Raw genomic sequence first — 18,079 nt, forward strand, 5'->3', positions numbered from 1 at the left:
ACCTCAGCCCGCCGTCTCCCCGCCCTTCCGGGTGGGCGAGGCGGCGGGTTCGCGTTTTTCCGCCTCACCCCGTTTTCCCGGCTCCCCCTCCGTCCCGGCCTCCCCGCCGCCCTGCGCCACCGGCCCGCGCGGCGACGGCAACGCGGACAGCGCCCCCGCCTCCCGGTGCCGCAGCGCCCGGGCCACCGCCGCCTCCCGGTCCAGCCCCGCGCCCTCCCGTACACACTCCGCGTACCGGGCGTCGCCCAGCGCCTGCCGGGCGGCGGCCTCGCACTGTTCGTGCGGGGCGTTGTAGAACGCCGAACCGAACAGCGGCAGTCCGACCGAGGGCCACAGCCGCCCGGCGGCCCCCTGGAGCACCGCCGCCTCCACCGGATCCCCCTGCGTCACCGTCACCAGCGCCAGCAGCTCGATCGAGAGCACCGAGCCCAGCAGGTCGCGGAAGGCGTGCGCGTTGTCCAGACAGTCCGCCAGCAGCACCCGCGCCCCGGCCGGGTCCCCGTCGAGCCAGGCCGCGTAGGCCAGCACGTACAGCGCGTACGACCGCGCCCAGCGCTCCCCGTGGTCCTCGCAGACCTGACGCACGTCCTCGCACAGCCGCACCGCGTCCGGCAGATCCCCCTGGAACGCCCGCGCCATCGCCAGCTCGACCTGGCCCATCAGGACGTTGCTGTTGAGCTCGCCGATCTCCCGATAGCGGTGCAGCGCCGACCGCAGCAGCGTTTCTGCGCGGGCCATGTCATCCGTGACCAGGGCCAGACAGCCGGTGCGGTGCTCGGCGTACGCCACCGCCGTCGGGTCGGCCGACCGTTCCGCCTGCTCCCGGCATGCCCGCAGCGCCTGCAGCGCCGGCACGGTGTCGCCCTGCAGGATCGCCACGTAACCGAGCACCCACAGCGCCTTCAGCCGGGCCTGGTCGTACTCCGAATCCAGCTCGACGCTGCGCTCCAGCCAGCGCCGCCCCTCCGAGAGCCGGCCGCAGCCCACCCAGCAGAACCACAGCGAACCGGCCAGGTGCTGGGCGAGATGCGCCTCGTCCGGAACGGTCAGACAGAACTCCAGCGCGGTCCGCAGATTCGGCAGCTCGGCGTCCACCCGCGCGGCCACCTCCCGCTGCCGGGGCGAGAACCACTCCAGCTCGCACCAGGTAGCCAGGCCCAGGTACCAGTCCCGGTGCCGTCTGCGCAGCCGGTCCGCGTCCCCGGTCGCCTCCAGCCAGCCGGCGCCGTAGGCCCGCACGGTGTCCAGCATCCGGTAGCGCGGGCCCACCGGGGTCTCCTCACGGGCGACGACCGACTGGGCGAGCAGCTCCGACAGCACGTCCAGGATGTCCTCGGCGGGCAGCCCGTCCCCGCTGCACACATACTCGGCGGCCTCCAGGTCGAAGGTCTCCGCGAACGCCGACAGACGTGCCCACAGCAGCCGCTCGGCCGGCGTGCACAGCTCGTGACTCCAGCCGATCGCCGTGCGCAGCGTCTGGTGCCGGGGCAGGGCGTCCCGGCCGCCGCCGGTCAGCAGCCGGAACCGGTCGTCGAGGCGCTGCAGAAGCTGCGCCGGGGACAGCGCGCGCAGCCGCCCGGCCGCCAGCTCCAGCGCCAGCGGGATCCCCTCCAGCCGGTGGCACAGCTCCCGTACCTCGGCGCCGTCGGCCACCGGCACACCCTGCGACCGGGCCCGGTCCGTGAACAGTTCCACCGCCTCGTCCCCACCGAGCGGCGCCAGCGGGAACAGCCGCTCGCCCGCCAGGCCCAGCGGGCGCCGGCCCGTGGCCAGCACGCGCAGCTCCGGCAGCTTCCGCAGCAGCTCCGCCACCAGATCGGCGCAGGCCGTCACGAGGTGCTCGAAGCCGTCCAGCACCAGCAGGACCCGGCGGCCGGCCAGATGCTCCAGCAGCGTCTCCCGGGGCATGCGGGTGGTGTGGTCGGTCAGCCCCAGCGCCTCCACGACCGCGTACTCCACGAACTGCGGATCGCGCACCGGCGCCAGCTCCACCCGCCCCCGGTCCGCCGCGGGCAGGCCACGCTCCGGGTCACCCGACGCCCACCGTGCCGCCGCCCGCACCGCCAGCCGGGACTTGCCGACCCCGCCCACCCCGGTCACGGTCACCAGCCGCGCCCGGCCGAGTGCCGCGGTCAGCTCGGCCAGCTCGGCCGAGCGCCCGACGAAGGCGGTGAGTTCGAGGGGCTGATCGCCGTCCGTCCAGGAGCCGGCGCTGTGAGGACCTCGCATGGGACACGGAGCGTACTGAACCGTGTTCATTCCGTACAATCGCTTCCCGTAACTCCCCTCGCACCGAGCCGGTAATCCGGTACGGAGCCTCCGCCCCGGCGCGATAGGCTCGGGACACTGCTTTTTCATGGTTCCGATGTTCAGAGCACGTTTCAGGGAGCGGGTGCGCACAGTGTCCGGTGGAGAGGTGGCCGGGATCCTGGTGGCCGTCTTCTGGGCGATCCTGGTCTCCTTCCTCGCCGTGGCACTGGCGAGGCTGGCCCAGACGCTCAAGGCGACCACCAAGCTCGTCGCGGACGTGACCGACCAGGCGGTCCCGTTGCTCGCCGACGCCTCCCAGGCGGTGCGCTCCGCGCAGACCCAGATCGACCGGGTCGACGCGATCGCCTCCGACGTCCAGGAGGTCACGTCGAACGCCTCCGCGCTGTCGACCACCGTCGCCTCCACCTTCGGCGGCCCGCTGGTCAAGGTCGCGGCCTTCGGCTACGGCGTCCGCCGGGCGCTCGGCGGCCGCAAGGAGGAGGACGTGCCCGGGAAGTCGCCCCGGCGTACCGTGATCGTGGGCCGGACGGTCCCTGCCGCACGACGCAAGCGGAAGTAAGGACTGAGACCGAGCGATGTTCCGCCGTACGTTCTGGTTCAGCACCGGTGTCGCCGCCGGCGTGTGGGCCACCACCAAGGTCAACCGCAAGCTCAGGCAGCTGACCCCGGAGAGCCTGGCCGCCACCGCGGCGAACAAGGCGCTGGAGACCGGCCAGCGGCTGAAGGACCGCGCGGTCGGCTTCGCGCTCGACGTCCGCGACAACATGGCGCAGCGGGAAGCCGAACTGGGCGAGGCGCTGGGCATCGACGCGGACCCCGAACTCCCCGCGCCCCGGCGCCATGCCGCCATCGAGAACGACCGCAGCAGCCCGAAGTACATCGAGAACACGACGTACTCGCACAACCGGAATGAGGACCACTGATGGAGTCGGCCGAGATTCGCCGCCGCTGGCTGAGCTTCTACGAGGAGCGCGGGCACACCGTCGTGCCTTCGGCGTCGCTCATCGCGGACGATCCGACCCTGCTCCTCGTCCCCGCCGGCATGGTCCCCTTCAAGCCCTACTTCCTGGGTGAGGTCAAGCCGCCGTTCCAGCGCGCCACCAGCGTGCAGAAGTGCGTGCGCACGCCCGACATCGAAGAGGTCGGCAAGACCACGCGCCACGGCACGTTCTTCCAGATGTGCGGCAACTTCTCCTTCGGCGACTACTTCAAGGAAGGCGCCATCAGTTACGCCTGGGAGCTGCTCACCACGCCCCAGGACAAGGGCGGTTACGGCCTGGAGCCGGAGAAGCTCTGGATCACCGTCTACCAGGACGACGACGAGGCCGAGCGCATCTGGCACGAGGTCGTCGGCGTGCCCAAGGAGCGCATCCAGCGCCTGGGCATGAAGGACAACTACTGGTCCATGGGCGTGCCCGGCCCGTGCGGCCCCTGCTCCGAGATCAACTACGACCGCGGTCCCGAGTTCGGCGTCGAGGGCGGGCCCGCCGTCAACGACGAGCGGTACGTGGAGATCTGGAACCTCGTCTTCATGCAGTACGAGCGGGGCGAGGGCATCGGCAAGGACAACTTCGAGATCCTCGGGGAACTGCCGAGCAAGAACATCGACACGGGCCTCGGCCTGGAGCGGCTCGCCATGATTCTGCAGGGCGTGCAGAACATGTACGAGATCGACACCTCCATGGCCGTCATCGAGAAGGCCACCGCGCTGACCGGCGTCCGCTACGGCGACGCCCACGACTCGGACGTGTCCCTCCGTGTGGTCACCGACCACATGCGCACCGCCACGATGCTCATCGGCGACGGTGTCACCCCGGGCAACGAGGGCCGCGGCTACGTCCTGCGCCGCATCATGCGCCGCGCCATCCGCAACATGCGCCTGCTCGGCGCCACCGGTCCGGTCGTCCAGGACCTGATCGACACCGTGATCGGCATGATGGGCCAGCAGTACCCCGAGCTGATCACCGACCGCGAGCGCATCGAGAAGGTCGCCCTCGCCGAGGAGAACGCCTTCCTCAAGACGCTGAAGGCCGGCACCAACATCCTCGACACCGCCGTCACCGAGACCAAGCAGTCCGGCGGCACCGTCCTCGCCGGCGACAAGGCGTTCCTGCTCCACGACACCTGGGGCTTCCCGATCGACCTCACCCTGGAGATGGCCGCCGAGCAGGGCCTCTCCGTGGACGAGGACGGCTTCCGCCGCCTGATGAAGGAGCAGCGGGAGCGCGCCAAGGCCGACGCCCAGGCCAAGAAGACCGGCCACGCCGACATGGGCGCCTACCGCGAGATCGCCGACGCCGCCGGTGCCACCGACTTCATCGGCTACACCGACACCGAGGGCGAGACCACGATCGTCGGCATCCTCGTCGACGGCGTCTCCTCCCCGGCCGCCTCCGAGGGCGACGAGGTCGAGGTCGTCCTCGACCGCACCCCGTTCTACGCCGAGGGCGGCGGCCAGATCGGCGACACCGGCCGGATCCGCGTCGACACCGGTGCCGTCATCGAGGTCCGCGACTGCCAGAAGCCGGTCCCGGGCGTCTACGTCCACAAGGGCGTCGTCCAGGTCGGCGAGGTCACCGTCGGCGCCAAGGCCCACGCCTCCATCGACGCCCGCCGTCGCACGGCCATCGCCCGCGCCCACTCGGCCACCCACCTGACCCACCAGGCGCTGCGCGACGCCCTCGGCCCGACGGCCGCCCAGGCCGGTTCCGAGAACCAGCCGGGCCGCTTCCGCTTCGACTTCGGCTCCCCGTCCGCGGTCCCGACGGCCGTGATGACCGACGTCGAGCAGAAGATCAACGAGGTGCTCGCCCGCGACCTCGACGTGCACGCCGAGGTCATGGGCATCGACGAGGCCAAGAAGCAGGGCGCCATCGCCGAGTTCGGCGAGAAGTACGGCGAGCGCGTCCGCGTGGTCACCATCGGCGACTTCTCCAAGGAGCTGTGCGGCGGCACGCACGTGCACAACACCGCCCAGCTGGGTCTGGTGAAGCTGCTCGGCGAGTCCTCCATCGGCTCGGGTGTCCGCCGTATCGAGGCCCTCGTCGGTGTGGACGCCTACAACTTCCTCGCCCGTGAGCACACGGTCGTGGCCCAGCTCCAGGAACTGATCAAGGGCCGTCCGGAGGAGCTGCCGGAGAAGGTGTCCGCCATGCTCGGCAAGCTGAAGGACGCCGAGAAGGAGATCGAGAAGTTCCGCGCCGAGAAGGTGCTGCAGGCCGCCGGCGGTCTCGCCGAGTCCGCCAAGGACGTGCGCGGTGTGGCCCTGGTCACCGGTCAGGTCCCGGACGGCACCACCCCGGACGACCTGCGCAGGCTGGTCCTCGACGTGCGCGGCCGCATCCAGGGCGGGCGCGCCGCCGTGGTCGCCCTCTTCACGGTCAACAACGGCAAGCCGCTGACGGTCATCGCCACCAACGACGCCGCCCGCGAGCGCGGTCTGAAGGCCGGTGACCTGGTCCGTACCGCCGCCAAGACCCTCGGCGGCGGCGGTGGCGGCAAGCCGGACGTCGCCCAGGGCGGCGGTCAGAACCCGGCCGCCGTCGGCGACGCCGTCGACGCCGTCGAGCGGCTCGTCGCCGAGACCGCCAAGTAGGGAACGGTCGAGAAACCATGCGCAGAGGACGTCGGCTCGCGATCGACGTCGGGGACGCCCGGATCGGGGTCGCCTCGTGCGACCCCGACGGGATCCTCGCCACCCCGGTGGAGACCGTCCCCGGCCGGGACATCCCCGCCGCCCACCGCCGGTTGCGTCAGCTGGTGGAGGAGTACGAACCGATCGAGGTCGTCGTCGGCCTGCCCCGCTCCCTCAAGGGGGGCGAGGGCCCGGCCGCGGTCAAGGTCCGCGCCTTCGCCCAGGAGCTGGCCCAGGGCATCAAGCCGGTGCCGGTGCGCCTGGTGGACGAGCGGATGACGACCGTGACGGCCAGTCAGGGACTGCGCGCCTCGGGCGTGCGGTCCAAGAAGGGCCGCGCGGTCATCGACCAGGCGGCGGCCGTCATCATTCTGCAGCAGGCCCTGGAATCCGAACGGGTGTCAGGCAGAGCACCCGGCGAGGGCGTCGAAGTGGTCATCTGATCGCGATACGGTAACGTTCCGCGCGATGCGCCGGTGTTCGAACAGCCGGGGCACAGCAAGAGGCGGAACGGAAGCCGGCCCACCGGCCGCGTGACCGTCGGCCTCGCGGCTCTAGGGGATCGATGACTGAGTATGGCCGGGGCCCAGGCTCCGAACCGTGGCATCCGGAGGACCCGTTGTACGGGGACGTCGGATGGGGAGGACAGCAGGCCCAGGCGGGTCAGCGGTCCCCCTACGACGGGCGGCCGCAGCAGTATCCCCAGGCGTCGCAGTACGGCGACTGGAGCCAGGAGCAGCAGCCGGGGTACGGCGGGCAGCAGCACCAGCAGCACCAGCACCAGCAGCAGCACCAGCAGTACGACACGTCCGGTCAGCCGCAGTACGACCAGCAGTTCACCGGCCACCCCCAGCAGCAGCAGTTCCACCAGGGCGGCTGGGACGCGACCGGCACCCACGGCCAGGTGCCGTACGCCGCCGACCCCGGCGACCCGTACGGCCAGCAGCCCGTGGCCTACGGCGGGGAGCAGCCCGACTTCTACGGCACCGAGGACGCCTACCCGCCGCCGGAGCCGCCAGGCCGCAGGCGCCCCGAGCCCGATCCGGAGCCGGCGGCCGACGCCGAGGAGGAGCACGGAGTCCTCCCGGGCGACGACGAGGACGACGAGGAGCACGAGCTCCAGGGCCGGCGCGAGCGGCGCGGCAAGGGCCGCAAACCGGTCAAGAGCAAGAAACGGCGTACCGGCTGCGCCTGCATGGTGGTCGTCCTGGTGTTCGGCGGCGGCCTGGGCGGAGTCGGGTATTTCGGCTACAAGTTCTACCAAAATCGTTTCGGCACGGCTCCGGACTTCGCGGGCGAGGGCAGCAGCCAGACCGTGACCGTCGAGATCCCCAAGGGCGCGGGCGGCTGGGAGATCGGCCGCCGCCTGAAGGAGGCCGGGGTCGTCAAGAGCGCCGACGCCTTCGTCCACGCCCAGGGCACGACGCCGGGCGGCGACGGGATCCAGGCCGGCGCCTACCTCCTGAAGAAGGAGATGTCCGCCGCCAGCGCCGTCAAGCTCATGCTGGACCCGCGCAGCCAGAACAACGTGGTCGTCACCGAGGGCGAGCGCAACACGAACGTCTACGCGGCCATCGACAAGCGACTCGAACTGCCCGACGGCAGCACCAAGAAGATCGCCCGGAAGCAGTACAAGAGCCTCGGCCTGCCGTCGTGGGCGGAGAACAACAGCGACATCATGGACCCGCTGGAGGGCTTCCTCTGGCCCGCCACGTATCCGGCCGCCAAGGGCATGAAGCCCGAGGCGATCCTGAAGCAGATGGTGACCCAGGCCAAGCAGAAGTACGCCGCCTACGGACTCGACGGCAAGGCCAGGGAGCTGGGTCTGAACAACGCGTTCGAGCTGGTCACGGTCGCGAGCCTGGTCCAGGCCGAGGGCAAGACGCACGACGACTTCCGCAAGATGGCCGAGGTCGTCTACAACCGCCTCAAGCCCACCAACACCGAGACCAACCGGCTGCTGCAGTTCGACTCGACCTACAACTACCTGCTGGGCAAGAGCAACATCCACATCTCCGAGAAGGAGATCAACAGCAACCCGAGCCCGTACAACACGTACACCCACAAGGGACTTCCGCCCGGCCCGATCGGCAACCCCGGCGAGGACGCGCTGAAGGCGACGCTCAACCCGACGGACGACGGCTGGATCTACTTCGTGGCGACCGACGGCACGAACAACACCGAGTTCGCCAAGACCTACGCCGAATTCCAAGAGCTCAAGGACAAGTTCAATGCCAGCTCGGGCAACTGACGGCCGCCGGGCCGCCGTGCTCGGTTCGCCGATCGCCCACTCCCTGTCCCCGGTGCTGCACCGGGCCGCGTACGACGCGGCGGGGCTCACCGGCTGGTCGTACGACAGCTTCGACGTCGACGAGGCCGCCCTGCCCGGCTTCCTGGACGGGCTCGGGCCGGAGTGGGCGGGACTGTCACTGACCATGCCGCTGAAGCGGGCGGTCATCCCGCTGCTGGACGAGATCAGCCACACCGCCGCCTCGGTCGACGCGGTCAACACGCTCGTCTTCACGGAGGACGGACGCCGGCGCGGCGACAACACCGACATCCCGGGCATGGTGGCCGCCCTGCGCGAGCACGGCATCGAGCAGGTCGACTCCGCCGCCATCCTCGGCGCCGGCGCCACCGCCTCCTCCGCGCTCGCCGCGCTCGCCCGGATCTGCACCGGGGAGGTCGTCGCCTACGTCCGCGGCGAGGCCCGCGCCGCCGAGATGCGGCGGTGGGGCGAGCGGCTCGACGTGGAAGTCCGCACCGCGGACTGGGCGGACGCGGCCGAGGCGCTGCGCGCGCCGCTGGTCGTCGCCACCACGCCCGCCGGGGCCACCGACGCCCTCGCCACCGCGGTGCCCGAACGCCCCGCCACCCTCTTCGACGTGCTCTACGACCCCTGGCCCACCGAGCTGGCGGCCCGCTGGTCCATGTTCGGCGGTGCCGTGGTCAGCGGCCTCGACCTGCTGGTCCACCAGGCCGTGCTCCAGTTCGAGCAGATGACCGGGCACGCTCCGGGCCCGGTGGACGCCATGCGCCACGCCGGGGAGAAGGCACTGGCCGGCCGCTGACGCCCCGCTCGCGGCCCCCTGGCTCCTCGCGCACGGCCCCGTGGTGTCCCGCACCCGGTCCGCCGGCGTCCGCGCGCGCGTCCGCCTGCTGGACCGGCGGCCGGACATCGCCGCCGGACGTGGGAGGATCGGAGGTGGCGGACCGGGGTCGCGCACCCGGTGACGCCGTCGCCGTACGCGAGCACGCGCGTACGCAGGGCAGTACCGGGCGCGAGCACTGAGGAGCACCGTTGAGCAGGCTGCGTTGGCTGACCGCGGGGGAGTCCCACGGTCCCGCACTTGTCGCGACGCTGGAGGGTCTTCCCGCCGGCGTGCCGATCACCACGGAGATGGTGGCGGATCACCTGGCGCGGCGGCGGCTCGGCTATGGCCGCGGTGCGCGGATGAAGTTCGAGCAGGACGAGGTCACGTTCCTGGGCGGTGTCCGGCACGGCCTGACCATGGGCTCCCCGGTGGCGATCATGGTGGGCAACACCGAGTGGCCCAAGTGGGAGCAGGTCATGGCGGCCGACCCGGTCGACCCGGAGGTGCTGGCGAACCTCGCCCGCAACGCGCCGCTGACCCGCCCCCGGCCCGGCCACGCCGACCTCGCCGGCATGCAGAAGTACGGCTTCGACGAGGCCCGCCCGGTCCTGGAGCGCGCCTCCGCCCGTGAGACCGCGGCCCGCGTGGCGCTCGGTGCGGTCGCCCGGTCGTACCTGAAGGCGACGGCCGGCATCGAGATCGTCTCGCACGTCGTCGAGCTGTGCTCCGTGAAGGCCCCGCAGGGCGTGTACCCCACCCCGGCCGACGTCGAGAAGCTGGACGCCGACCCGCTGCGCTGCCTCGACGCGGACGCGTCGAAGGCGATGGTCGCGGAAGTCGACCAGGCGCACAAGGACGGCGACACGCTCGGCGGCGTGGTCGAGGTCCTCGCCTACGGAGTCCCCGTCGGCCTGGGCTCGCACGTGCACTGGGACCGCAAGCTGGACGCCCGGCTGGCCGGTGCCCTCATGGGCATCCAGGCGATCAAGGGCGTCGAGATCGGCGACGGCTTCGAACTGGCCCGGGTGCCCGGCTCCAAGGCGCACGACGAGATCGTCAACACACCGGAGGGCATCCGCCGCGTCTCCGGCCGCTCCGGCGGCACCGAGGGCGGTCTGACCACCGGTGAGCTGCTGCGGGTGCGGGCCGCGATGAAGCCGATCGCGACCGTGCCGCGGGCCCTGAAGACCGTGGACGTGTCCACGGGCGAGGCGGCCCAGGCCCACCACCAGCGGTCCGACGTGTCCGCCGTGCCGGCCGCCGGCATCGTCGCCGAGGCCATGGTGGCGCTCGTCCTCGCGGACGCGGTCGCGGAGAAGTTCGGCGGCGACTCGGTGACCGAGACCCGGCGCAACGTCCAGGCGTACCTCGACAACCTGGCCATCAGGTGAGCGTCATGCCGGCGGTCGTACTGATCGGCCCGATGGGCGTGGGCAAGTCCACCGTCGGGCGGCTGCTCGCCGAACACCTCGGCGCGGGCTACCGGGACACCGACGAGGACATCGTCGCCGCCGAGGGCCGCACCATCGCCGAGATCTTCGTGGACGAGGGCGAGCCCGCCTTCCGCGTGAAGGAGAAGGCGGCCGTGCGGGCCGCGCTCGCCGAGCACGAGGGTGTCGTCGCGCTGGGCGGCGGAGCCGTCATGGACCCGGAGACCCGGGCGCTGCTGGCCGGGCACCGGGTGGTCTACCTGTCGATGGACGTCGAGGAAGCCGTCAGGCGCACCGGTCTCAACGTGGCCCGCCCGCTGCTCGCGGTCAACCCGCGCAAGCAGTGGCGCGAGCTGATGGAGGCCCGTCGGCACCTGTACGAGGAGGTCGCCACCGCCGTGGTGGCGACGGACGGCCGCGACCCCGAAGAGGTCACGCAAGACGTGCTGGACGCACTGGAGTTGAAGCAAGGATGAGCGAGTCAGTCACCCGGATCCAGGTCGGCGCGACGGCGGGCACGGACGCGTACGAGGTGCTGGTGGGCCGGCAGCTGCTGGGCGAGCTGGCCGGGCTGATCGGGGAGCGCGCCAAGCGGGTCGCGGTCATCCACCCGGAGGCGCTCGGCGAGACCGGTGAGGCGCTGCGGGCAGATCTGGCCGGGCAGGGGTACGAGGCCGTCGCCATCCAGGTGCCGAACGCGGAGGAGGCCAAGACCGCCGAGGTCGCCGCCTACTGCTGGAAGGCGCTGGGCCAGTGCGGGTTCACCCGCACCGATGTCATCGTCGGCGTCGGCGGCGGCTCGACCACGGACCTGGCCGGGTTCGTCGCAGCGACCTGGCTGCGCGGGGTGCGCTGGGTCGCCGTCCCGACCACCGTGCTGGCGATGGTGGACGCGGCGGTCGGCGGCAAGACCGGGATCAACACCGCCGAGGGCAAGAACCTGGTCGGCTCCTTCCACCCGCCGGCCGGTGTCCTGTGCGACCTGGCCGCGCTGGACTCCCTGCCGGTGCACGACTACGTCTCCGGTCTGGCCGAGGTCATCAAGGCGGGGTTCATCGCCGACCCGGTCATCCTCGACCTGATCGAGGCCGACCCCGAGGCCGCCCGGACCCCGGAGGGCCCCCACACGGCCGAGCTGATCGAGCGGTCGATCCGGGTCAAGGCCGAGGTCGTCTCCTCGGACCTGAAGGAGTCCGGCCTGCGGGAGATCCTCAACTACGGCCACACGCTCGGCCACGCCATCGAGAAGAACGAGCGGTACAAGTGGCGGCACGGCGCCGCGGTCTCGGTGGGCATGCACTTCGCCGCCGAACTGGGCAGGCTGGCGGGCCGGCTGGACGACGCGACGGCCGACCGGCACCGCAGCGTCCTGGAGGCCGTCGGGCTGCCGCTGCACTACCGCTACGACCAGTGGCCCAAGCTGCTGGAGACGATGAAGGTCGACAAGAAGTCCCGGGGCGACCTGCTGCGCTTCATCGTCCTGGACGGCCTGGCCAGGCCGACCGTCCTGGAGGGCCCCGACCCGGCGGTCCTGCTCGCCGCGTACGGCGAGGTCGGGCAGTAGGTCCCCTCCTGTTCCGTCCGTCCGATTCCCTCCCCGGACCGGGCACTTCGGGCCGCCCCCGGCCGTTTCACCAAACGACGGCCGGGGACGGTACCGTTCGGTAGGAAGCGGGGGCACGCCCCCCGCTTCCCGCACCACAGCCCTGTACGAGACGGAGTTGGCAACGGATGCAGCACGCAGTGGGGTCTCCGCTGCCGCCGCCCCACCAGCCGGGGCAGGCGCCGCACGCCGGCTGGGTGCCGGCCGGACACCACCCGGGCCCGCACCCGGGAGCCTCCCAGGGGTCGGCCCCCGTGCCCCCGCCGGCCTCGGGCTTCCCGGCCCCGGTCGCCCCCGTGCCCCCCGCGCCGCAGCCGCCCCCCGCCCACCCGGTGCCGCCGCCCGCCTCCCCGCAGTACGGCTCCGGCCCGCCCGCCCCCGATACCACCGGGCACGTACCGCTGCCACCCGGCGGCCCGGTCGGCGTGCCCGCGCCGCCGCCCGCCGCGGCCGCGGTCCCGGACCCGACGGCCACCACCCTCGCCGTTCTCCTCATCGGCCCGGCCGGTGCGGGCAAGACCAGCGTCGCCAAGTTCTGGGCGGACCACCGCCGCGTCCCCACGGCCCACATCAGCCTGGACGACGTGCGCGAATGGGTCCGCTCGGGCTTCGCCGACCCCCAGTCCGGCTGGAACGACAACTCGGAGGCCCAGTACCGCCTGGCCCGCCGGACCTGCGGATTCGCGGCCCGTAATTTCCTGGCCAACGGCATCTCCTGCATCCTGGACGACGCCGTCTTCCCGGACCGCCCGGTCGTGGGCCTCGGCGGCTGGAAGCGGCACGTGGGCCCCGGCCTGCTCCCTGTGGTCCTGCTCCCGGGCCTGGACATCGTCCTGGAGCGCAACGCCGAACGCACCGGCAACCGCCGCCTCTCCGACGAGGAGGTGGCCCGCATCCACGGCCGCATGGCCGGCTGGTACGGCTCCGGCCTCCCCATCATCGACAACTCCCAGCTGGACGTCCCGGGTACGGCCCGGGTCCTGGACGAGGTCCTGGCGAGGGCCATAGCGAGCCCGCCGAGCTGGTAGGCGGGGCCGTGGCGAGCCCGCCGAGCCGGTAGGCGGGGGAGCAGCGTTCCCGGCCGGGAAGGGCGGGGGAACCGCGCGACGAGCCACGGGCCACCCGCACCCGGCCGGCACCCGCGCCACCCTCCGCGAACCCCACTCGGCCCCTCCCAATCGGCACGAACCGCACAAAACTCCTACGCTCATCTCATGTCAGAGGTGTACGCGAACCGCCGATCCCGGCTGAGGGACCACGTCAACGCGGCCGGCACCGCGGCAGCGCTCGTCACCCGCCCGGCCAACGTCCGTTACCTCGCCGCCGCGGCACCGCAGGGCTCCGTCCTGCTGCTCGGCCGGCAGGAGGACCTCCTGGTGTGCGCCGGCCCGCCGGACGACCGTCCCCACGAAGGCAGGCCGGACGAGCATGTGCGCCTGCACATCCTTCCGGTGAACGGCCCGGGCAACGGCGGTGACGCCGCGGTGGCGGCGGCCGGCCTCGCCGCGGCCCAGGGCGCCGACTCCCTGGCGGTCGAGGAACACCACCTCACCGTGGCCCGCCACAGAGCCGTCGCCTCCGTCGCCCCCAAGCTCCGCCTCAGCGACCTCGGCGGCGCGGTGGAACAGCTCCGGGTGGTCAAGGACGAGGAGGAGATCTCCTGCCTCCGCATCGGCGCCGAGATCGCCGACCAGGCCCTCGGCGAGCTGCTGGAGTCCATCCTGGTCGGCCGCACCGAACGGCACCTGGCGCTGGAGCTGGAACGGCGCCTGGTCGACCACGGTGCCGACGGCCCGGCGTTCCCCACCTCCGTGGCCACGGGACCGCACGCCGGACGCCGGGGCCACCGCCCCACCGACCGGCGGGTGGAGGAGGGCGACTTCCTCTCCGTCTGCCTGGGCGCCACCTACCGCGGCTACCGCTGCGAGATCGGCCGTACCTTCGTCATCGGCACCTCGCCCGCCGACTGGCAGATCGAGCTGTACGACCTCGTCTTCGCCGCTCAGCGCGCCGGACGGGAGTTCCTCGCCCCCGGTGCCGCCTACCGTGACGTCGACCGCGCGGCACGGCAGGTACTGGACTCGGCGGGCTATGCGGAGGCACTCCCACCGCTGATCGGACACGGGGTCGGACTCGAAATCGACGAGGACCCGCAGTTGGCGCCCGCGGCAATGGGTAAACTGGACGCTTGCGTGCCGGTCACCGTCGAACCGGGGGTCCACCTCCCGGGCCGGGGCGGTGTCCGGATCGATGACACGCTCGTCGTACGCCCCGAGGCGGACGGCGGACCCGAGCTACTCACCATCACGACCAAGGAGCTGCTCGCCCTCTAGGCAGGTGCGTGCACCGGGGTCGTACGTCAGTCCAGGAGATTCCGCAACCGTGGCTTCCACGAACGACCTCAAGAACGGCATGGTGCTCAAGCTCGAAGGCGGCCAGCTCTGGTCCGTCGTCGAGTTCCAGCACGTCAAGCCCGGCAAGGGCCCGGCATTCGTGCGCACCAAGCTCAAGAACGTGCTCTCCGGCAAGGTCGTCGACAAGACCTTCAACGCCGGTGTCAAGGTCGAGACGGCCACTGTCGACAAGCGCGACATGCAGTTCTCGTACATGGACGGCGAGTACTTCGTCTTCATGGACATGGAGACCTACGACCAGCTGCACATCGACCGGAAGACCGTCGGCGACGCCGCGAACTTCCTGATCGAGGGCTTCGAGGCCACCGTCGCCCGGCACGAGGGCGAGGTGCTCTTCGTCGAGCTGCCGGCCGCCGTCGAGCTGACCATCCAGGAGACCGAGCCCGGCGTCCAGGGCGACCGCTCCACCGGTGGCACCAAGCCCGCCACCCTGGAGACCGGCCACCAGATCCAGGTCCCGCTCTTCATCACCACCGGTGAGAAGATCAAGGTCGACACCCGTACCAGCGACTACCTCGGCCGGGTGAACAGCTAACCGTGGCTGCCCGCAACACGGCCCGCAAGCGCGCCTTCCAGATCCTCTTCGAGGGCGACCAGCGCGGCGCCGACGTCCTGACGGTCCTCGCGGACTGGATCCGGCTCTCCCGGTCCGACACGCGCCAGCCGCCGGTCAGCGAGTACACGATGCAGCTGGTCGAGGGCTACGCCGAGCACGCGACGCGGATCGACGAGCTGATCGCCCAGTACGCGGTGGGGTGGACGCTGGACCGCATGCCGGTCGTCGACCGCAACATCCTGCGGCTGGGCGCGTACGAGCTGATCTGGGTCGACGAGACCCCGGACGCCGTCGTCCTGGACGAGATGGTGCAGATGGCGAAGGAGTTCTCGACCGACGAGTCGCCCTCGTTCGTCAACGGCCTGCTGGGCCGGCTGAAGGAGCTCAAGCCCACGCTGCGGCGGGACTAGCCGGAAAGGCCGCGAGAGGGGCGCCGGGGAACGGTGGCGCGGCGGCCGCGGGTCGTCCGTGGCTGATCGCGCGGTTCCCCGCGCCCCTTCGGCATGTCCGCGCGCCCCGGCACCTGGAAGCGGCCGGAGCCCTCATGGCCCCCACGCAAAAGCCGCCGGGGTGGCCGGAACCACTTGGTTCCGGCCACCCCGGCGGCACGTTTCTGCTGAGCTGGGAAGCGGTTACGCGTCTTCGTGCGTGGCCACCGCGCGGCGCGCGTCCGCGTCCAGCACACCCCAGCTGATCAGCTGCTCGGTGAGGACCGAGGGGGACTGGTCGTAAATGACGGCAAGGGTGCGCAGGTCGTCCTGGCGGATGGAGAGCACCTTGCCGTTGTAGTCGCCGCGCTGGGACTGGATCGTCGCCGCGTAGCGCTGCAGGGGTCCCGCCTTCTCGGCCGGCACGGTGGCCAGCCGCTCGAGGTCGAGGACCAGCTTCGGCGGCGGCTCGGCGGCACCGCCCGGCGTGGTGCCCGGCAGGAGTTCCTGCACGGGGACGCCATAGAAATCGGCCAACTCGGCCAGGCGCTGCACGGTCACGGCACGGTCGCCGCGCTCGTACGAACCGACCACCACGGCCTTCCAGCGACCCTGGGACTTCTCCTCGACACCGTGGAGGGAAAGGCCCTGCTGGGTGCGGATGGCCCGGAGCTTGGCCCCGAGCTGTTTGGCGTATTCGCTGGACATATAGCTCCCCGGACACTGTGTCGACGCGGCCGGCTGTTTTCCCGCCGCGCGGCTGGTAACTCACTGTGAGGTTACGCAGCGTGACTCTTGTGCGTCAAGCCGAATGGTCCACACCGACTCTTCCGTGGTAGCGACAGTCGACTGGGCCAAGTGGGTGAAAGCCGGATGTCAGGGGGGTGACGGGGGCCTGACCGGTGACCTGCTACCGTGGATGGCGCAATTCCGACGTCCTTTAAGGTCCGTCCCGTGAGGCGGAGAAGGAGGTCCGTTTCGTATGGACAAGCAGGACACGCAGGACACGCAGGCGAATCCGCAGGCGTCCGGTGCGCGGCCCGTTCTCGAGGGCCCCGACATCGCGCGGGTGCTGACCCGCATCGCCCACGAGATCGTCGAACGCGCCAAGGGCGCCGACGACGTGGTGCTCCTCGGCATTCCGACCCGGGGCGTCTTCCTCGCCCAGCGGCTCGCCGTGAAGCTGGAGCAGATCACCGACCGCAAGATCCCGGTCGGCTCCCTCGACATCACCATGTACCGCGACGACCTGCGCATGCACCCGCCGCGTGCGCTGGCCCGCACCGAGATCCCCGGTGACGGCATCGACGGCAGACTGGTCGTCCTCGTCGACGACGTGCTCTTCTCCGGCCGCACCATCCGCGCCGCCCTCGACGCCCTGAACGACATCGGGCGCCCCCGCGCGGTGCAGCTCGCGGTCCTGGTCGACCGCGGCCACCGGGAACTGCCCATCCGTGCCGACTACGTCGGCAAGAACCTCCCCACGTCGCTGCGGGAGACGGTCAAGGTCCAGCTCGCCGAGGAGGACGGTCGCGACACCGTGCTGCTCGGTGCCAAGCCGGCCGGCCAGTAGCGAGTCAGGCGCACGGCCCGCTTCGGCGTGCCCACACATGCGCCGGTTTGCCCGAATCCTCCCGAATGAACTGCCTTACGGAGCCTGACAGATGCAGCGTCATCTCATCTCGGCCGCCGATCTCACCCGCGACGACGCCGTCCTGATCCTCGACACCGCCGAGGAGATGGCCCGGGTCGCCGACCGGCCGATCAAGAAGCTGCCGACCCTGCGTGGCCGGACGATCGTCAACCTTTTCTTCGAGGACTCCACGCGCACGCGGATCTCCTTCGAGGCCGCCGAGAAGCGGCTGTCCGCGGACGTCATCAACTTCACCGCCAAGGGCTCCTCGGTGTCCAAGGGCGAGTCCCTGAAGGACACCGCCCAGACCCTGGAGGCCATGGGCGTCGACGCCGTGGTCATCCGGCACGGCGCCTCGGGGGCCCCGTACCGGCTCGCCAACTCCGGCTGGATCGACGCGGCCGTCATCAATGCCGGCGACGGCACCCACCAGCACCCCACCCAGGCCCTGCTGGACGCCTTCACCATGCGCCGCCGGCTGGTCGGCCGCGACGCCGGGCTCGGCCAGGACCTGTCCGGCAGGCGGATCACCGTCGTCGGCGACGTCCTGCACAGCCGGGTCGCCCGCTCCAACGTCGACCTGCTGCACACCCTCGGCGCCGAGGTCACCCTGGTCGCCCCGCCCACCCTGGTGCCGGTCGGCGTCGAAGCCTGGCCCTGCGAGGTGTCGTACGACCTCGACAGCACACTGCCCAAGTGCGACGCCGTGATGATGCTCCGCGTCCAGCGCGAGCGCATGAACGCCGCGTTCTTCCCGACCGAGCGCGAGTACTCCCGGCGCTACGGCCTCGACGGCGACCGCATGGCCAAGCTGCCCGAGCACGCCATCGTGATGCACCCCGGCCCGATGGTCCGCGGCATGGAGATCACCGCCGAGGTCGCAGACTCCGACCGCTGCACCGCCGTCGAGCAGGTCGCCAACGGCGTCTCCATCCGCATGGCCGTCCTGTACCTGCTGCTCGGCGGCAACGAGCCCGCCGTCAGCCACGCCCGCACCAACGAGGAGAAGTAAGAC

The 18,079-nt window shown here is 71.6% G+C and carries 17 protein-coding genes; 15 read left to right on the forward strand and 2 right to left on the reverse strand.

Translation table 11 applies throughout. The features are described 5' to 3' along the window. Positions 1-3: 3 nt before the first annotated feature. Entirely contained in the window at positions 4-2,229 is a 2,226-nt protein-coding gene (locus FHS34_RS34875) for an ATP-binding protein (protein ID WP_184973052.1), read from the reverse strand. Between the two features lie 163 nt (positions 2,230-2,392). Here FHS34_RS34875 and FHS34_RS34880 point away from each other — a divergent pair, with 163 nt between their 5' ends. The 13 genes from FHS34_RS34880 to nusB all read left to right on the forward strand — a co-directional run bounded on the left by FHS34_RS34880 (position 2,393) and on the right by nusB (position 15,413). Next, positions 2,393-2,830: a DUF948 domain-containing protein gene (locus FHS34_RS34880; protein ID WP_086011507.1), complete on the forward strand. Its 438-nt coding sequence runs from the start codon at positions 2,393-2,395 to the stop codon at positions 2,828-2,830. A gap of 16 nt (positions 2,831-2,846) precedes the next feature. Next, positions 2,847-3,194, forward strand: a complete 348-nt coding sequence (locus FHS34_RS34885) for a hypothetical protein (protein WP_184973054.1) — start codon at positions 2,847-2,849, stop codon at positions 3,192-3,194. Further along, complete coding sequence (gene alaS / locus FHS34_RS34890) at positions 3,194-5,866, forward strand: alanine--tRNA ligase (protein ID WP_184973056.1); 2,673 nt, start codon at positions 3,194-3,196, stop codon at positions 5,864-5,866. Before FHS34_RS34885 ends, alaS begins: the two co-directional genes overlap by 1 nt. A gap of 17 nt (positions 5,867-5,883) precedes the next feature. Then, a complete protein-coding gene (gene ruvX, locus FHS34_RS34895; RefSeq protein WP_184973058.1) occupies positions 5,884-6,348 on the forward strand; it encodes a Holliday junction resolvase RuvX in 465 nt (154 codons plus the stop codon). 122 nt (positions 6,349-6,470) lie between these two features. Further along, entirely contained in the window at positions 6,471-8,156 is a 1,686-nt protein-coding gene (gene mltG, locus FHS34_RS34900) for an endolytic transglycosylase MltG (RefSeq protein ID WP_184973060.1), read from the forward strand. Beyond that, entirely contained in the window at positions 8,137-8,976 is an 840-nt protein-coding gene (locus tag FHS34_RS34905; RefSeq protein ID WP_184973062.1) for a shikimate dehydrogenase, read from the forward strand. The genes mltG and FHS34_RS34905 overlap by 20 nt, the downstream gene beginning before the upstream one ends. A 230-nt stretch (positions 8,977-9,206) precedes the next feature. Continuing rightward, positions 9,207-10,391: a chorismate synthase gene (gene aroC, locus FHS34_RS34910; RefSeq protein ID WP_184973065.1), complete on the forward strand. Its 1,185-nt coding sequence runs from the start codon at positions 9,207-9,209 to the stop codon at positions 10,389-10,391. Positions 10,392-10,396: 5 nt separating this feature from the next. Next, positions 10,397-10,906: a shikimate kinase gene (locus tag FHS34_RS34915; protein WP_184973067.1), complete on the forward strand. Its 510-nt coding sequence runs from the start codon at positions 10,397-10,399 to the stop codon at positions 10,904-10,906. Further along, complete coding sequence (gene aroB / locus FHS34_RS34920; protein WP_184973070.1) at positions 10,903-11,994, forward strand: 3-dehydroquinate synthase; 1,092 nt, start codon at positions 10,903-10,905, stop codon at positions 11,992-11,994. Before FHS34_RS34915 ends, aroB begins: the two co-directional genes overlap by 4 nt. 167 nt (positions 11,995-12,161) lie before the next feature. After that, positions 12,162-13,061: a Pro-rich N-terminal domain-containing protein gene (locus tag FHS34_RS34925; protein WP_184973072.1), complete on the forward strand. Its 900-nt coding sequence runs from the start codon at positions 12,162-12,164 to the stop codon at positions 13,059-13,061. A 186-nt stretch (positions 13,062-13,247) separates the two neighbouring features. Further along, positions 13,248-14,366, forward strand: a complete 1,119-nt coding sequence (locus FHS34_RS34930; protein WP_184973074.1) for an aminopeptidase P family protein — start codon at positions 13,248-13,250, stop codon at positions 14,364-14,366. 49 nt (positions 14,367-14,415) lie between these two features. Next, positions 14,416-14,982 carry an elongation factor P gene (gene efp / locus FHS34_RS34935; RefSeq protein ID WP_067312407.1) on the forward strand — a complete coding sequence of 189 codons (567 nt, stop codon included), beginning with the start codon at positions 14,416-14,418 and terminating at the stop codon, positions 14,980-14,982. Positions 14,983-14,984: 2 nt separating this feature from the next. Beyond that, on the forward strand, positions 14,985-15,413 hold the full coding sequence (nusB, locus tag FHS34_RS34940) for a transcription antitermination factor NusB (RefSeq protein WP_184973076.1): 429 nt from the start codon (positions 14,985-14,987) through the stop codon (positions 15,411-15,413). 222 nt (positions 15,414-15,635) lie between these two features. Here the strand turns inward: nusB and bldD are convergent, their stop codons facing one another. After that, a complete protein-coding gene (gene bldD, locus FHS34_RS34945; protein ID WP_020938842.1) occupies positions 15,636-16,139 on the reverse strand; it encodes a transcriptional regulator BldD in 504 nt (167 codons plus the stop codon). A 274-nt stretch (positions 16,140-16,413) separates the two neighbouring features. On the opposite strand from bldD, the gene pyrR reads away from it, so the two are divergent. Together pyrR and FHS34_RS34955 are read left to right on the forward strand one after the other, a co-directional pair. Next, the gene (gene pyrR / locus FHS34_RS34950; RefSeq protein ID WP_184973078.1) at positions 16,414-17,004 is read left to right on the forward strand and encodes a bifunctional pyr operon transcriptional regulator/uracil phosphoribosyltransferase PyrR; all 591 of its coding nucleotides are present in this window, start codon (positions 16,414-16,416) and stop codon (positions 17,002-17,004) included. A gap of 91 nt (positions 17,005-17,095) precedes the next feature. Next, positions 17,096-18,076 (forward strand): aspartate carbamoyltransferase catalytic subunit, encoded by a 981-nt coding sequence (locus FHS34_RS34955; protein ID WP_184973080.1) that lies wholly within the window; start codon positions 17,096-17,098, stop codon positions 18,074-18,076. Positions 18,077-18,079: the final 3 nt, after the last annotated feature.

The organism is Streptomyces echinatus, from assembly GCF_014203595.1.
In the GTDB taxonomy this organism is placed as follows: Bacteria; Actinomycetota; Actinomycetes; order Streptomycetales; family Streptomycetaceae; genus Streptomyces; species Streptomyces echinatus.

What these genes read in the sequence shown, in the direction of transcription:
- FHS34_RS34875 (WP_184973052.1), bottom strand. Translation starts at nt 2,229, where the DNA reads ATGCGAGGTCCTCACAGCGCCGGCTCCTGGACGGACGGCGATCAGCCC.
- FHS34_RS34885 (WP_184973054.1), top strand. Translation starts at nt 2,847, where the DNA reads ATGTTCCGCCGTACGTTCTGGTTCAGCACCGGTGTCGCCGCCGGCGTG.
- alaS (WP_184973056.1), top strand. Translation starts at nt 3,194, where the DNA reads ATGGAGTCGGCCGAGATTCGCCGCCGCTGGCTGAGCTTCTACGAGGAG.
- ruvX (WP_184973058.1), top strand. Translation starts at nt 5,884, where the DNA reads ATGCGCAGAGGACGTCGGCTCGCGATCGACGTCGGGGACGCCCGGATC.
- mltG (WP_184973060.1), top strand. Translation starts at nt 6,471, where the DNA reads ATGACTGAGTATGGCCGGGGCCCAGGCTCCGAACCGTGGCATCCGGAG.
- FHS34_RS34905 (WP_184973062.1), top strand. Translation starts at nt 8,137, where the DNA reads ATGCCAGCTCGGGCAACTGACGGCCGCCGGGCCGCCGTGCTCGGTTCG.
- FHS34_RS34915 (WP_184973067.1), top strand. Translation starts at nt 10,397, where the DNA reads ATGCCGGCGGTCGTACTGATCGGCCCGATGGGCGTGGGCAAGTCCACC.
- aroB (WP_184973070.1), top strand. Translation starts at nt 10,903, where the DNA reads ATGAGCGAGTCAGTCACCCGGATCCAGGTCGGCGCGACGGCGGGCACG.
- FHS34_RS34925 (WP_184973072.1), top strand. Translation starts at nt 12,162, where the DNA reads ATGCAGCACGCAGTGGGGTCTCCGCTGCCGCCGCCCCACCAGCCGGGG.
- FHS34_RS34930 (WP_184973074.1), top strand. Translation starts at nt 13,248, where the DNA reads ATGTCAGAGGTGTACGCGAACCGCCGATCCCGGCTGAGGGACCACGTC.
- bldD (WP_020938842.1), bottom strand. Translation starts at nt 16,139, where the DNA reads ATGTCCAGCGAATACGCCAAACAGCTCGGGGCCAAGCTCCGGGCCATC.
- pyrR (WP_184973078.1), top strand. Translation starts at nt 16,414, where the DNA reads ATGGACAAGCAGGACACGCAGGACACGCAGGCGAATCCGCAGGCGTCC.
- FHS34_RS34955 (WP_184973080.1), top strand. Translation starts at nt 17,096, where the DNA reads ATGCAGCGTCATCTCATCTCGGCCGCCGATCTCACCCGCGACGACGCC.